The sequence below is a fragment of the Quadrisphaera sp. INWT6 genome, from assembly GCF_015390235.1.
In the GTDB taxonomy this organism is placed as follows: domain Bacteria; phylum Actinomycetota; class Actinomycetes; order Actinomycetales; family Quadrisphaeraceae; genus Quadrisphaera.
Window position 1 is genome coordinate 341,372 of sequence record NZ_VUOH01000003.1, and the last position, 14,813, is coordinate 356,184.

The following is a 14,813-nucleotide window of genomic DNA, read 5'->3' on the forward strand; positions in this document are numbered from 1 at the left end:
TGCGGTCACTCGCTGCTGATGAAGACGTTCTTCTCCTCGGTGAACGCGGCGGGCGCGTCGGGCCCGAGCTCGCGTCCGAGGCCGGACTGCTTGTATCCGCCGAACGGCGTCCAGTACCGGACCGAGGAGTGGGAGTTCACGGACAGGTTGCCCGCCTCCACGCCGCGGGCCACGCGCAGCGCGCGGCCGACGTCGCGGGTGAAGATCGAGCCCGACAGTCCGTACTCGGTGTCGTTGGCCTTCGCGATGGCGTCGGCCTCGTCGTCGAAGGGCATCACCGCCACGACGGGGCCGAACACCTCCTCGCGCCAGATGCGGTCGCGGGCGTCGGAGACGAGCGCGACGGTCGGCGGCACCCAGAAGCCGGGCAGGTCGGGGGCGGAGCCGGTGAAGGCGACGTCGGCGCCGTCAGGTCCGCTCAAGAAGCCCTGCACGCGGTCGCGCTGGGTCGCGGAGATGAGGGGCCCCATCTCGGCGTCGGGGTCGGTGCCGGGGTGCGCGACGCGCACGGCCTTCACCGCGGGCTCGAGGAGCTCCAGGAACCTGTCGTGGGCGGAGCGCTCGACGAGGATCCGCGAGCGCGCGCAGCAGTCCTGGCCCGCGTTGTCGAAGACGGCGCCCGGCGCCGCGGCGGCGGCGCGCTCGAGGTCGGCGTCCGCGAAGACGATGTTGGCGCTCTTGCCGCCCAGCTCCAGCGTCACGCGCTTGACCTGGTCGGCGCAGCCCGCCATGACGCGCTTGCCCACCGCCGTCGAGCCGGTGAAGACGACCTTGCGCACCGCGGGGTGGGTGACGAACCGCTCCCCCACCACGGAGCCCTTGCCGGGCAGCACGGTGAACACGCCGTCCGGGATCCCGGCCTCCTGCGCCAGCTCGCCCAGGCGGACGGCCGTCAGCGGGGTGAGCTCGGCGGGCTTGAGGACGACGGTGCACCCCGCCGCGAGCGCCGGCGCGAAGCCCCAGGCCGCGATCGGCATGGGGAAGTTCCACGGGACGATGACGCCGACCACGCCGACCGGCTCGCGGAAGGTGACGTCGACACCTCCGGGCACCGGGACCTGCCGGCCGAAGAGCCGCTCGGGCGCCGCGGAGTAGTAGTCGAGGCAGTCGCGGACGTTCCCCGCCTCCCACCGCGCGCCGGCGAGGGTGTGGCCGGAGTTCCGCACCTCCAGCGCGGCGAGCTCGTCGACGTGCTCGTCGACGACGCGGGCGAAGCGCCGCAGCAGGCGCGCCCGGTCGGCGGGGGCCACGTCGCGCCAGGCGGGGAAGGCCGCGGCGGCGCGCTCGATCGCGGCGTCGGTCTCCTCGAGGGTGGCGAGGTGGACGTCGGTGACGGGCTCGGCCGTCGCCGGGTCCAGGACGGTGAAGGTGCTGCTCGTCATCAGGTGGCTCACATCCGCTCGAATCCGCGCTTGCGCTCCCAGTCGGTGACGGCCGACTCGAAGGCGGCCAGCTCGACGTCGGCCGCGTTGGTGTAGTGGTCGACCACCTCGTCGCCGAAGGCGGCGCGGGCCACGGCGGAGGCGGTGAACAGGTCGCGCGCCTGGCGCAGGGTGGTGGGCACCTTCTGCTTGCCGGAGGCGTACGCGTTGCCCTCGGTGGGCGGCTCGAGCTGGAGGCCCTGCTCCACGCCGTGCAGGCCGCCGGCCAGCATCGCGGCGAGCACCAGGTAGGGGTTCACGTCGCCGCCGGGCACGCGGTTCTCCATGCGGGCGCCCGCCCCGCGGCCCACCAGGCGCACCGCGCAGGTGCGGTTGTCCTCGCCCCAGGCGATGGCGGTGGGGGCGAAGGAGCCGTCGGCGAAGCGCTTGTAGGAGTTGACGTTGGGCGCGTAGAGCAGCGTCAGCTCCTCCATCGTGGAGAGCACGCCGGCCACGAAGGAGTCGTACAGCGCTGAGCGGCGGCCGCCGTCGTCGCTCTCCCAGAAGACGACCTCGTCGTCCAGGCCCCTCAGCGACAGGTGCACGTGGCAGGAGTTGCCCTCGCGCTCGTCCCACTTGGCCATGAACGTCAGGGCCTTGCCGTGCTGGGCGGCGACCTCCTTGGCGACCGTCTTGTAGACGGCGTGGTTGTCGGCGGTGACCACCACGTCGTTGAAGAGGAAGCCGATCTCGTGCTGGCCGAGGTTGCACTCGCCCTTGGCGCACTCCACGTCCAGGCCCGCGGCGTACACCGTGTTGCGGATGTCGCGGAGCAGCGGCTCCACGCGGGAGGTGCCGATGACGGAGTAGTCGATGTTGTACTGGTTCGAGGGCGTCAGGCCCTGGTAGCCGGCGCGGTGAGCGGCCTCGTAGGTGTCGTCGAAGAGGATGAACTCCAGCTCGGTGCCGGCGACCGCCCGGTAGCCCAGCGCCCGGGCCCGCTCCACCTGCTTCGCCAGCACCTGGCGGGGGCTCTGCACCACGGGGCTGCCGTCGGGCCAGGCCAGGTCGCACTGCACCATCGCCGTCGCGGGCAGGTGCGGCAGCAGGCGGACGGTGTCGGTGTCGAGCACCATCTCCATGTCGCCGTAGCCGCGCTCCCACGAGGTGATCGCGTAGCCCGGAACGGTGTTCATCTCGACGTCGACGCCGAGCAGGTAGTTGCAGCCCTCGGTGCCGTGGCCGAGCACGTGGTCGCGGAAGTAGGCGCCGTGGAACCGCTTGCCCTGCAGCCGCCCCTGCATGTCGGTGAAGGCGACGACGACGGTGTCGATCTCGCCGGCGTCGATGCGGGCGGTGAGGTCCTCGACGCTCAGGTGCCGGTCGTTGCGCACGGTGTCTCCTCCGGGGCTGGTCAGGGGCGGGCGGGGTCGCGGGGCGGGCGGGGCGGTCGGGGCGGTCGGCGGGCGGGCGGGCCGGTCAGTCGAGCAGGCCGCGCAGCAGCGCCGCGGTGTCGTCGCAGTGCTCCTCCACCGCCCGCCGGGCGCGGGCGCCGTCGCCCTCGAGCACGGCGGCGGTGATCCGGGCGTGCTGGGCGTCGGAGTGGTCGATGTTGGTGGCCAGCACCGGGATGGCGCTGAGCATCTCGTGGAGCCCCGCCTGGACCGCGGTGACGGCCTCGACCACCGAGGGCGAGCCGGTCAGCGCGGCCACCGTGAGGTGGAAGCGCGAGTCGGCCTGGCGGTGGGTCGCCGGCTGCGTCGCGGCGCGGACGGCGTCGTGGGCGGCCTGCAGCCGGTCTCGCTGCGTCTGCGTGAGGTCGCGGCTGGCCGCGAGGGCGGCCGCGCCGGGCTCGACGATGCGGCGGAAGTCGAGGGTGTCGAGCCAGGCGCTGCGGCGCGCGGCGCGCTGGGTGGCGCTGGTGCGCTGCGGCAGCGTGGGCCGCTGGACGACGACGGTGCCGCCTCCCCGCCCGCGGCGGGTCTCGACCACGCCCGCGGTCCGCAGCGCCGCGATGGCCTCGCGCAGCGTGGCGCGGGAGACCCCGAGCCGCTCGGCGAGGTCGCGCTCGGGGGGCAGGAGGGAGCCGCGGGGCAGCACGCCGAGGCGCACCGCCGTGCCCAGCTGCTCGACGCAGGCCTCGAACGCGTGCTGCCCGCGCAGGGGGTGCAGCACCACGGCGGACAGGTCCAGCGCATCGCCCTGCTCGCCCCGCCCCGACCCCTGACCGGCCCCCTCGGCGGGGAGCGCAGCGGGGGGCATGGCCGGGAGTCTGCTCAGGGGGGACGGGGGTGTCAATGGTCTGACTCCGAACCTCTCAGCGCAGGACCCGGCCCCCCGCCCCGAGCTCGGCGGCAGCCACCGGGGGCCGGTGGTCGGGCAGCACCGGACGGTGTCCGTCGGTGGAGACGTCGCTGTGGACAGCCGTCCACAGGCCCGCCGCCAGCAGCGGACGTCGTCCGCACCCGCCGGCGGAGGGGCGGTCCGCGGTCACCGCTGCCGCTCTGCGACCACCGCGGCTAGACTGGTGGACGAGTCCATCACAGCCGTTCATCCCGCGCGGGAGAGCCCCAGCAGACGGGGCGCCGAAGGGGCAACTCTCCCCAGAACCTCTCAGGCACCAGGACCGCGCAGGGCAGGCGACTCAGGAGCACCCCGCCCGAGCGGCGGGCGGCGACTGAGGGGGAGGCACCGACCACGCGCGACCACGCGCCCACACGTCCGGGAGCCTCGATGTCCGACCACACCACCCTCGCCGAGCTGGGCGAGCAGTCCTTCGCCGACCGCCACATCGGCCCGTCGGCCGAGGACGTCGCCACGATGCTGGCCGCCGTCGGCCACGAGACCCTCGAGGGCCTGGTCGACGCCGCGGTCCCCGCCGGCATCCGCCTGCGCGGGTCCCTGGACCTGTTCGACGCCCGCACCGAGCCGCAGGTCGCCGCCGAGCTGGCCGAGCTGGCCGCCCGCAACCGGCCGCTCGAGCCGATGATCGGCCTCGGCTACCACGGCACGGTCACCCCGCCGGTCATCCGCCGCAACGTGCTGGAGGACCCGTCCTGGTACACGGCGTACACGCCCTACCAGCCGGAGATCTCCCAGGGCCGCCTGGAGGCCCTGCTCAACTTCCAGACGGTGGTCTCCGACCTCACCGGCCTGCCCACCTCCGGCGCCTCGCTGCTCGACGAGGGCACCGCGGCCGCCGAGGCGATGACGCTGGTGCGCCGGGCCGCCCCGAAGGCCACCGGGCCGTTCGTCGTCGACGCCGACGCCCTGCCCCAGACCGTCGAGGTCATCCGCACCCGGGCCGCCGCGATGGGCGTCGAGGTGCTCGTCGCCGACCTCTCCGGCGAGGGCTGGGGCCTGGGCGCGGTGCCCGGGCAGGTCACCGGCCTGCTGGTCCAGTACCCCGGGGCCTCCGGCCGGGTGCCCGCGCTGCGCGGCCTGGCCGACGCGGTGCACGCCCGCGGCGGCAAGCTCGTCGTCGCCGCCGACGTGCTCGCCCTCACCCTGCTCGAGGCCCCCGGGGCGCTCGGCGCCGACGTCGTGGTCGGCAGCACGCAGCGCTTCGGCGTGCCGCTGTTCTACGGCGGCCCCCACGCCGCGTACATGGCGGTGGCGAAGGGGCTGGAGCGGAACCTCCCGGGCCGCCTCGTCGGCGTCTCCGTCGACGCCACCGGCGCCCCCGCGCTGCGCCTGGCGCTGCAGACGCGCGAGCAGCACATCCGCCGCGACCGCGCCACCAGCAACATCTGCACCGCGCAGGTGCTGCTGGCCGTCACCGCGTCGATGTACGCCGTCTTCCACGGCCCCGACGGGCTGCGGGCCATCGCCCAGCGCACCCACCGCACCGCGGTCGTCCTGGCGGCGGCGCTGCGCGACGGCGGCGTCGAGGTCGTCCACGAGCAGCTCTTCGACACCGTGCTGGCCCGAGTGCCGGGCCGGGCGTCCGCCGTCGTCGCCGCGGCGCGCGAGGCGGGGCTCCACCTGCGCCTGGTCGACGCCGACCACGTCGGGGTCTCCACCTCCGAGCGCACCCACCTCGGCGTCGTGGGCCGGGTGCTGAGCGCCTTCGGCCTCGACGAGGCCTCCACCAGCGCCGACGCGCTGGCCGCGCTCGACGTCCGCACCCCCGACGCGCTCCCGGCCGACCTGCTGCGCGAGACGCCGTACCTGACCCACCCGGTGTTCAGCACGCACCGCTCCGAGACATCGGTGCTGCGCTACCTGCAGCGCCTGGCCCGGCGCGACTACGCGCTCGACCGCGGCATGATCCCGCTGGGCTCGTGCACGATGAAGCTCAACGCGACCACCGAGATGGAGCCGATCAGCCTCCCCGGGTTCGCCGACCTGCACCCCTTCGCCCCCGCCGAGGACGCCGCCGGCTACGCCGAGCTCGTCGGCACCCTCGAGGGCTGGCTCGCGGAGGTCACGGGGTACGACAGGGTCTCGGTGCAGCCCAACGCCGGTTCTCAGGGAGAGCTCGCCGGCCTGGTGGCGATCCGCAGCTACCAGCGCTCGCGCGGCGAGGAGCAGCGCGACGTCTGCCTCATCCCCAGCTCGGCGCACGGCACCAACGCGGCCTCCGCGGTGATGGCCGGGATGCGCGTCGTCGTCGTGAAGGCCGCTGCCGACGGGACCGTCGACCTCGACGACCTGCGCGCCACGTGCGAGCAGCACGCCGACGACCTCGCCGCGATCATGGTGACCTACCCCTCCACGCACGGCGTCTACGAGCCGGGCATCACCGAGGTGTGCGACCTGGTGCACGCGGCCGGCGGTCAGGTCTACATCGACGGGGCGAACTTCAACGCCCTCGTCGGGCACTCCAAGCCGGGCGAGTTCGGCGGCGACGTCTCCCACCTGAACCTGCACAAGACGTTCTGCATCCCCCACGGCGGCGGCGGTCCCGGCGTCGGCCCGGTGGCCGTGCGCGAGCACCTCGCGCCGTTCCTGCCCACGCACCCCGCGCACCCGGACCCGGCCCGCCGCGAGGGCATCGGCCCGATCTCCGCGGCGCCGCACGGCTCGGCCGGCATCCTGCCGATCTCCTACGCCTACATCCGCCTCATGGGCGGGGCCGGCCTGGCCCGGGCGACGGCGACGGCGGTGCTGTCCGCGAACTACCTGGCCACCCGGCTGGGCGGCGCGTACCCGGTGCTCTACGCCGGGGAGGGCGGGCTCGTGGCCCACGAGTGCATCCTCGACCTGCGCCCGCTCACCAAGGCCACCGGCGTGACCGTCGACGACGTGGCCAAGCGGCTCGTCGACCACGGCTTCCACGCCCCCACCACCAGCTTCCCGGTGGCGGGCACGCTCATGGTCGAGCCGACCGAGAGCGAGGACCTCGCCGAGCTCGACAGGTTCGTCGACGCGATGCTCGCGATCCGCGCCGAGGCCCAGCAGATCGCCGACGGCGAGGCCGAGCTCGCCACCTCCCCGCTGCGGGGGGCCCCGCACACCGCCGAGCGCGTGCTCTCGGGCGAGCTGCCCTACAGCGCCCAGGTGGCCGCGTACCCGGCCGGCCCGGACCCGGACAAGTACTGGCCGCCGGTGGGCCGCATCGACGGCACCTTCGGCGACCGCAACCTCGTCTGCTCGTGCCCGCCGCTGGACGCCTACGACGGCACGACCGACTGACCCGCCCCCGGGGCGCCAGCGGACCTCCGGAGCACCCCCCCCCCCCCCCCGTGATCATGGGAGTGCGCCACCCCGCGCGGCTCCAGGTGCCGGAACCCGGTCACGAGGTGTCGGAACCACCCACTGGTTCCGACACCTCGTGACACCGCTCCGACGCCTCCGCTCCACCACCGCCCGGTGGACGGACGGGGTGCCTCACCGAGGGGTCGGGCGGGCGACCAGCAGCACGACCAGGACGCCCGCCAGCACGAGCACCCCGTACCCGGCGCTGATCTGCACCAGCGAGAGCACGTCGGTGAGCCGGCCCGCGACGAGGCTCGGGACGGCGGCGCAGCTGTAGCTGACGAGGAACACCGTGGAGAGCACGCCGGCCCGGTCACCCGGACCGGTCCGGGCGAGCAGCGCGCGCATGCCGCCCGTCTGCGCCACCCCCTGGGCCACCCCGGCGGCGAGGCTCGCCGCCAGGAACGGACCGGTCGCGGCCGCGGCGAGCGCCGTGAGGATCCCGACCACGCAGAGCGCGTAGACGACGGCCCCCCAGCGCAGGGCGCGGTCGGCGCGGGCGCTGGCCGACAGCGGCCCGCCGACGACCGCCAGCACCGTGAAGCTGGCGAAGACGGCGGCGGCGAGCAGCGCGGTGTCCGACCCCAGCTGCTGCTCGGCGATCGTGGGACCGAACGCCTGGTAGAAGCCTCCGAGCGACCAGGTGGCGAGGATCAGCCCCGCCAGCGCCCCGAGCTGCCGCCCCGCGCCCGGCGGGACCGTGACGTGCGGCCGCAGGGAGCCCGCCGCAGCGCGCCACGAGGTCCGCGCGGCGGTCTCCGGGCCGAGCGCGACGCCGACGGCTGCCGCGGCGAGGAGCACCAGCACCACGCCGTACGTGAGCAGGTGCGGTGCCGGGGCGTTGTCGACGAGGACGCCGGACAGGAGCGCTCCCAGGGGGATGCCGAGCGTGGGCGCGGCGCTCGTCACCACCGCCGGCAGCCAGCGGCGGCGCTCCGGGGCGGTGTCGACCACCAGCGCCCCCAGCGCGCTCGACGCCGCCCCCGTGGCCAGGCCCTGCAGCAGGCGGCCCACCGCGAGCGGCGCCACGCCGTCGACCCCGAGCAGCACCACGAGGCCCAGCGCCGAGCTGACGAGGGCGGCGACGCCCACCACCCGTCGTCCGAGGTGGTCGGACAGCCGGCCGAGCACGAGCAGGGAGACCGCTGCCGCCGCGAGGTAGGCGGCGGTGACCACCGTGAGGTCGGCGGTGCTCAGCCCGTCCTCCGCGCGGTACAGGTTGTACAGCGGGATGGGCGTGCCGGCGGAGACGAAGATGAGCACGAGGGCCACCGAGGCGACGGCGAACCCGGTGGTGCGGCTGTGCAGGGCGGACTCCCGTGGAGCGGTGGCGGAGCCGCCAGCCTCGCACCCCTCCTCCGCCCCCGCCCGGGGTCGCGCCCCGCGCGCCCTCCGACCGTCAGGTGACCTTGACGCACCTGCGCGCGGCGCGCAGGCTGGGCGCATGCCCGCACCGGCCGCGCTGGAGCGCGAGCACACCCTGCTCACCGCCGCCGCGCGCTACGACGCGCTGCGCCGCCAGGAGCTCGACGACGACGCCGGCGTCGACAGGGCGCTCCGCGACCCCTCCAGCGCGCTGGAGCTCCTGGCCCTCAGCGAGGTGGTCGTGCGGAAGGCCGTGTACGGGCGCCAGCTGACGGTCCGCGCCGCGCGCGCCGCCGGAGCGAGCTGGAGCCAGATCGGGCAGGCGCTCGGCACCAGCAAGCAGGCGGCCTGGGAGGGCCACCAGCGCTGGATCGACGAGCAGGCCGCCCAGCACGCCCGGGTCGACCACACCGGGATGGACGACGACGAGGTCAGCGCCGCCCGCGACCTCGCCGGCCCCGACAGCGACCGCTGACGGTCCCGGCCCCCTCCCCCGCCGCACACGCCCCCCCCCCCCCCGCCAGCCAGCCAGGAGCCACGACCGTGCCCGTCCCCCACGCCGCCGAGCCCGCGCGGTCCCACCCGCTCATCACCGCCGACGAGCTGGCCGAGCACGCCGCCCGCGGCTGGCGCACCGACGACGGGACCCCCGTCCGCGTCCTCGACGTCCGCTGGCGCCTCGGCGCCACCGACGGCCGCGAGCAGCACGCCGCCGGGCACGTCCCCGGCGCCGTCTTCGTCGACCTCGACGCCGAGCTGGCCCTCCCCGCCGACCAGCACGGCCCCGAGCAGGGTCGCCACCCCCTGCCGACCCGCGAGGCCCTGCAGGCCGCAGCGCGCCGGTGGGGCCTGGACGACGGCGACGCCGTCGTCGTCCTCGACGACTGGACCTCCCTGGCGGCCGCCCGCGCCTGGTGGCTGCTGCGCCACGCCGGGGTCGCGGACGTGCGCGTGCTCGACGGCGCGCTGCCCGCCTGGCGCGACGCCGGGCACCCCCTGGAGACCGGCGAGGTCACCCCCGCGCCCGGCTCGGTCACCCTCGGCTGGGACCACCAGCCCGTGCTGTCGGCCGACGAGGCCGCCGCGCTCCCCGGCCACGGGGTGCTGCTCGACGCCCGCGCCGCCGAGCGCTACCGCGGTGACGTCGAGCCGGTCGACCCGGTCGGAGGGCACGTCCCCGGGGCGCGCAGCGCGCCGACCACGCAGCACCTCGACGACGACGGCCGCTTCCGCTCGCCGGAGGAGCTGCGGGCGTCGTTCGCCGCCGCCGGGGCCGGGGCGGACGGTCCGGAGGTCGGCGCCTACTGCGGCTCCGGCGTGACCGCCTCGCACACCGTGCTCGCCCTGGAGCTGGCCGGCGAGCGCGCCGCGCTCTACCCGGGGTCCTGGAGCCAGTGGTCGAACACCCCCGGCCGTCCGGTCGCCACCGGCGCCGAGCCCGGTGGTGCGGCGGACGCGGAGGTCTCCCGGTGAGCGCCGACCTGCAGGACCTCGCCGCCGGGGTGGTCGACTGGTCCGCCGACGCGGTCCACCTGGAGGCGGCCCGCCGCGACAGGTCGGGCGTGGCCGCCGACGGCGCGCCCCTCGCCGTCGTCAGGGCGCGCACCACCGCCGAGGTCCAGCACACCGCCCGCTGGTGCACCGCCACGAGCACGCCGCTGGTGGTCCGGGGAGCGGGCAGCGGCCTCGCCGGGGCCGCCACCGGGGGCGCGGGCGCCGTCGTCCTGGACCTGTCGCAGATGGACCGCATCGTCGAGGTCGACCCGGTCGACCAGGTGGCGGTCGTCGAGCCCGGCGTGGTCACCGCGGCCCTCGACGCCGCGGCCGCCGAGCACGGGCTGATGTTCGCGCCCGACCCCGGCAGCGTCGGCATCAGCACCATCGGCGGCAACATCGCCACGAACGCCGGCGGGCTGCGCGGGGCCAAGCACGGGGTCACCCGCGACGCCGTGCTCGCCCTCGACGTCGTGCTCGCGGACGGCCGGCTGGTGCACGTCGGCAGCCGCACCTTCAAGGGCGTCACCGGCTACGACCTCACGGCCCTGTTCACCGGCTCGGAGGGGACCCTCGGGATCGTCGTCGGCGCGACGCTGCGCCTGCTGCCCCGGCCGGTCGCGGTCGCCACCCTGCTGGCGGTCTTCCCCGACGTGCGGGCCGCGGCGGCGGCGGCGAGCGCCGTCGTGTCCTCGGGGGTGCGTCCGCTCATCCTCGAGATGGTCGACGGCGCCACGCTCGGCGCCGTCGACGAGCTGGAGGACACCTCGCTGCAGGTGGCCGGCGGCCCGGACGGCGCCGTGCTCGTGGCGCAGACCGACGGCTCCTCGGCGGACGCCGCGCGCAGCGACCTGGAGCGCCTCGCGCAGGTGCTGGCGCCCCTGGCGGTCTCGGTGGAGACCAGCGAGGACCCGGCCCGCGCCCGCGAGCTGCTCACCGCGCGGCGGGCGGCGCTGCCGGCCATCGAGCGGCGCGGGCGGGTGCTCATCGAGGACATCGCCGTGCCGCTGTCGCGCCTGGCCGAGGCGGTGGAGCAGGTGCAGGCCGTGGCGGCGGAGACGGGCACCGACATCTACGTCATCGCCCACGCCGCCGACGGCAACCTGCACCCGATCATCGCCGTGCCCCGCCCCGCGCCCGGTGCCGGCGGGAGCGCCGGTGGCGCCGGAACCGCGGACGACGAGGCGCCGCTGCCGCCGGAGGTGCTCGCCGCCGCCGACCGGGTCTTCGACGTGGCCCTGCGCCTGGGCGGCACCGTCACCGGGGAGCACGGCGTCGGCGTCCTCAAGCGCGAGCACGCCGCGCGCGAGCTCGGGCCCGACGTGCTGGCGCTGCAGCACCAGATCAAGGCGGTGCTCGACCCGGCGGGGATCCTCAACCCGCACAAGGCGCTGTGACCGCGCGCTGACGACGACGAGCGCGGGGCCCGCGGGATCACTCCCGCGGGCCCCGCGCTCCTGGCGGACGGACGAGCTGGCCTGTACGCCGGGTCCTGTCCCCGCCACCGGTGGACCGGTGGCGGTGTGCGGCCATCCATCTCGGGACGACGTCACCGCCGTCCTCGTCGCTCCCGTCCCGCGTGGGGCCGGTCGCCGTCGCGGCCTACCCGGGAGCTCGGGCGGGCAGCCCTCGAACGCTCCCTGTCTGGCCTTGCTCCGGGTGGGGTTTGCCGAGCCACCCCCGTCACCGGGGGTGCTGGTGGTCTCTTGCACCACCGTTTCACCCTTGCCCCGCTCCCCCGGCCGGAGCCGGTGGTGCGCGGCGGTCTGTTCTCTGTGGCACTTTCCCGCGGGTCGCCCCGGGTGGGTGTTGCCCACCACCCCGCCCTGTGGAGCCCGGACGTTCCTCGGCGGGCGCCCCCTCGCGAGGGCTCCCGACGCGGCCGCCCGGCCAGCTCGTCCGCGCCGGCGAGCCTACCCCGCGCGGTGGTCGGGGCGGCGCCGCTCCCAGCCCACGTCGATGTGGCTGCGCATGGCGCGCTCGGCGGCCTCGGGGTCACCGGCGACGACGGCGTCGAGCACGGCGGCCACCTCGTCGATGGTGCGCTGCATGGCGTCGTCGGGGTTGTGGCCGCGGAAGCGGGGGCTCTCCAGCGCGCGCCGGTACAGCGCCCTGGTGATGTTGTGCGCCAGCCGGTTGCCGGAGGCCTCCATCAGCAGGAAGTGGAAGGCGACGTCGGCGTCGTAGAAGGCCTCCTCGTCGTCGGTGAGGCCGCGCATGTCCTCGAGGGCCGCCCGCAGCCCGGCCACCTGCTCGTCGGTGCGGTGGCGGGCGACGGCGCCTGCCATCAGCGCCTCCAGGCTCGACCGGACGGAGCTGATCTCGGACAGGACCCCGTTGGAGCTGTCGTCGTCGACGAGCGCGGAGAGCACCTGCGCGTCGAGCATCCGCCAGGACGCCTGGTCGAGCACCTCGGTGCCCCGGCCCTGGCCGACGACGACGAGGCCCTTCTCCTGCAGCCGCTTCACGGACTCCCGGATGACGGTGCGGCTGACGCCGAACCGCTCGGCCAGGGGGCCCTCGGGGGGCAGCAGTTCACCGGGGGCGAACTCGCCGGTGACGATCAGCTCGACCAGCTCGGCCACGACGGCCGTCCCGAGGCGGGCGGGAGGCGTGAGCGGCTTCGCGCGCTGCGCGGGGCCGAGGTCGGCGGAGGGCATCGCCGCCATCATGGCACCGGCCTGCGCTGGCGCACGTCGCTCAGCGGCCCGTCCGGCCGAGGCCGTCACCGCCGGTGGGCCCGGGAGCGCCGCCGGACGCGCCGCCGGGCGCGCGGTCCGGGGCCAGGTCCGGCGCCCGGTCCTCGGGGGCGTCGTCCTCGGGGACCAGGCGCAGCCCCGCGCGGGCGGGGCGCAGGTGCGGGCCGGACCTGACGGCCCACCCCGCGGAGGCGGGCACCTCTTCGAAGGCCGCCTCGTCCAGCACGATGCCGTTGCCGGGGCTGTCACCGAGCCGAGCGCCCCCGTCGTCGACCACCTGGTCGACGTCGACCCCCACCGGCCAGGACAGGTCCTGCACCTCGATGCTGAGGAGGTTGGGCAGCGCGGCGGCGCCGGCCGCCACGGCGAAGGTGAGTCCGATGGGGCTGACGGGCAGGTCGAACGCGTGGGCCAGCGCCCCGACCCGCAGGAGGTTCGTGATGCCCCAGGCGGCGTTGGGCTGCACCACGTCGACGGCGCCGCCGTCGACCAGCGCGCGCACCTGCTCCAGGCCGGTGAGGTTCTCACCGCTGGCGACGCCGGCGGCCACCTGCTGGCGCAGCGAGGCCATGCCGCGCACGTCCCAGCGGCGGACGGGCTCCTCCACCCAGGTGAGGTCGAACTCCGCCTCGAGGGCCCGCACGTGGCGCACGGCCTGCGAGACGTGCCACGACTCGTTGGCGTCCAGCATCAGCCCGGGGTGGCTGGTGTTGGCGCTCATGGCGTCGCGGAGGATGCCGAGGCGCCGCAGGTCCGCGTCGAGGTGGCGGCCGCCCTTGAGCTTGGCCGCACCGAAGCCGCGCTCGGCGAAGCGGGCGTACAGGGCGGCGACGTCGTCGTCGCCCAGACCCGCCTCGAGACCCGAGGCGTACCCCGGGACGAACCTGTCGCGGGCTCCGAGGAGCCGCCACAGGGGCTCGCCGGCGAGCTTGGCCTTGAGGTCCCACAGGGCCGAGTCGACGGTCCCGAGGGTGTTGAACGTGGTCCCCTGGTGGCCGAGCTTGAAGACGACGTCGAGCATCCGGTCGTAGAGCCCCGTGACGCTGCGGGGGTCCTCGCCCTCCAGGACGGGGAACACCCTGTCGATGTCGGCGTGCGCGCCGAGCGCCACGCCCTCCACGCCGTCGCTGGTGGTGATGACGAGGACGTCCTGGCGGGTGCTGGTGCCGTCGCTGACCCCGTTGACGTCGCCGACGGGTCGCCCCCACTCGTGGCGGGTGGTCAGCGAGCGGTAGCCGGTGATCTTCATGCGTCGACGCCTCCTCGCGTCACGACCGGCGCGCTCGCGGCCGTCGTCGGGGGGTGCTGGAGGTGCTCCACCGCACAGCTGGACCGGTGCGCCTGAGCGTCGGGTGCGATCACTTGACGGCTCCCCCGGAAGCACCGGCGGCGATGTACCGCTGCGCGACCAGGAGCAGGACGATCGCCGGGAGCGAGGCGAAGACGGACGTCGCCATCACCGCCGCCCAGTCGGTCTGGTCAGCACCGAGGTAGGTGTAGATCCCCAGCGTCACGGGGCGCAGGTCGTCCGTGGTGGTGAGGGTCAAGGCGAAGAGGAAGTCGCTCCACGTGAAAAGGAACGAGAAGAGCGAGGCGGTGATGATCCCGTTCCGGGCGATCGGCACCGCGATGGAGCGGAAGGTCCGGAATAGGCCGGCGCCGTCGATGCGTGCGGCCTCCAGGACGCCCACGGGGACCGCCTGCATGGCCGTCCGGACCAGGAGGATGGCGAAGGGGATGGAGTGCGAGGCGTTCGCCGCGACCAGCCCCGTCATCGTGTTGAGCAGCCCGAGGTCGTTGAAGGCGCTGTAGAGGGAGTTGGCGACGACGATCCCGGGGATCATCTGCGTGACCGCCAGGACGAGCAGGATCGCGTTGAGACCCCGCAGGCGGAACTGCGCGAGCGCGTACGCGGCCGGGACGGCGATGGCCAGCGTCAGAGCGACGCTGAGCATGGAGACGACCAGGCTCGTCATGAGGTTGCGCGACTGGTCGTCGATCGCGGCGCGGTAGCCGTCGAGGTGGATCTCCGTGGGGAACACGCTGGAGGCGAGGCTGCTCCCCGATGCCTGCACGGAGAGGTTGAGCATCCAGTAGATCGGGAAGAGCATCACGACGAGCATGAGGACGCCGATGACGGTGTCGCGGCGGGAGCGGAGGCGGCGAGCGCCGGTCGAGGTGGTCATGGCTCCGT

General features: G+C 75.4%; 12 protein-coding genes, 1 other RNA gene and 1 riboswitch. Of the genes, 4 read left to right on the forward strand and 9 right to left on the reverse strand.

Features of this window, described 5'->3' with window-relative positions; genetic code table 11:
* Positions 1-5: 5 nt before the first annotated feature.
* From F1641_RS11385 to F1641_RS11400, 4 genes are all read right to left on the reverse strand, one after another.
* On the reverse strand, positions 6-1,382 hold the full coding sequence (locus F1641_RS11385; RefSeq protein WP_194905582.1) for an aldehyde dehydrogenase: 1,377 nt from the start codon (positions 1,380-1,382) through the stop codon (positions 6-8).
* 8 nt (positions 1,383-1,390) lie between these two features.
* The gene (locus F1641_RS11390) at positions 1,391-2,755 is read right to left on the reverse strand and encodes a glutamine synthetase family protein (protein ID WP_309225573.1); all 1,365 of its coding nucleotides are present in this window, start codon (positions 2,753-2,755) and stop codon (positions 1,391-1,393) included.
* Positions 2,756-2,840: 85 nt separating this feature from the next.
* On the reverse strand, positions 2,841-3,623 hold the full coding sequence (locus F1641_RS11395; protein ID WP_194905584.1) for a FadR/GntR family transcriptional regulator: 783 nt from the start codon (positions 3,621-3,623) through the stop codon (positions 2,841-2,843).
* A 55-nt stretch (positions 3,624-3,678) separates the two neighbouring features.
* Complete coding sequence (locus tag F1641_RS11400; RefSeq protein ID WP_194905586.1) at positions 3,679-3,855, reverse strand: hypothetical protein; 177 nt, start codon at positions 3,853-3,855, stop codon at positions 3,679-3,681.
* 56 nt (positions 3,856-3,911) lie between these two features.
* Positions 3,912-4,000, forward strand: a riboswitch (glycine riboswitch).
* 94 nt (positions 4,001-4,094) lie between these two features.
* Between F1641_RS11400 and gcvP the strand changes: the two genes are divergently transcribed.
* The gene (gcvP, locus tag F1641_RS11405; RefSeq protein WP_194905588.1) at positions 4,095-6,998 is read left to right on the forward strand and encodes an aminomethyl-transferring glycine dehydrogenase; all 2,904 of its coding nucleotides are present in this window, start codon (positions 4,095-4,097) and stop codon (positions 6,996-6,998) included.
* 195 nt (positions 6,999-7,193) lie between these two features.
* Here the strand turns inward: gcvP and F1641_RS11410 are convergent, their stop codons facing one another.
* Entirely contained in the window at positions 7,194-8,333 is a 1,140-nt protein-coding gene (locus F1641_RS11410; RefSeq protein WP_206691034.1) for an MFS transporter, read from the reverse strand.
* 172 nt (positions 8,334-8,505) lie between these two features.
* Here F1641_RS11410 and F1641_RS11415 point away from each other — a divergent pair, with 172 nt between their 5' ends.
* From F1641_RS11415 to F1641_RS11425, 3 genes are all read left to right on the forward strand, one after another.
* Positions 8,506-8,901, forward strand: coding sequence for a hypothetical protein (locus F1641_RS11415; protein WP_194905592.1), 396 nt, complete (start codon positions 8,506-8,508; stop codon positions 8,899-8,901).
* A 68-nt stretch (positions 8,902-8,969) separates the two neighbouring features.
* Positions 8,970-9,899 (forward strand): sulfurtransferase, encoded by a 930-nt coding sequence (locus F1641_RS11420; protein WP_309225574.1) that lies wholly within the window; start codon positions 8,970-8,972, stop codon positions 9,897-9,899.
* Entirely contained in the window at positions 9,896-11,317 is a 1,422-nt protein-coding gene (locus F1641_RS11425; RefSeq protein WP_309225575.1) for an FAD-linked oxidase C-terminal domain-containing protein, read from the forward strand. Before F1641_RS11420 ends, F1641_RS11425 begins: the two co-directional genes overlap by 4 nt.
* A gap of 68 nt (positions 11,318-11,385) precedes the next feature.
* Here F1641_RS11425 and rnpB read toward each other — a convergent pair.
* The 4 genes from rnpB to F1641_RS11445 form a co-directional block, all read right to left on the reverse strand.
* Positions 11,386-11,818, reverse strand: an RNA gene (gene rnpB, locus F1641_RS11430) — RNase P RNA component class A.
* Positions 11,819-11,833: 15 nt separating this feature from the next.
* Positions 11,834-12,580, reverse strand: a complete 747-nt coding sequence (locus F1641_RS11435; RefSeq protein ID WP_194905595.1) for a FadR/GntR family transcriptional regulator — start codon at positions 12,578-12,580, stop codon at positions 11,834-11,836.
* 40 nt (positions 12,581-12,620) lie between these two features.
* Positions 12,621-13,868 (reverse strand): mandelate racemase/muconate lactonizing enzyme family protein, encoded by a 1,248-nt coding sequence (locus tag F1641_RS11440; protein WP_194905597.1) that lies wholly within the window; start codon positions 13,866-13,868, stop codon positions 12,621-12,623.
* 109 nt (positions 13,869-13,977) lie between these two features.
* The gene (locus F1641_RS11445; protein ID WP_194905599.1) at positions 13,978-14,805 is read right to left on the reverse strand and encodes a carbohydrate ABC transporter permease; all 828 of its coding nucleotides are present in this window, start codon (positions 14,803-14,805) and stop codon (positions 13,978-13,980) included.
* Positions 14,806-14,813 lie beyond the last annotated feature (8 nt).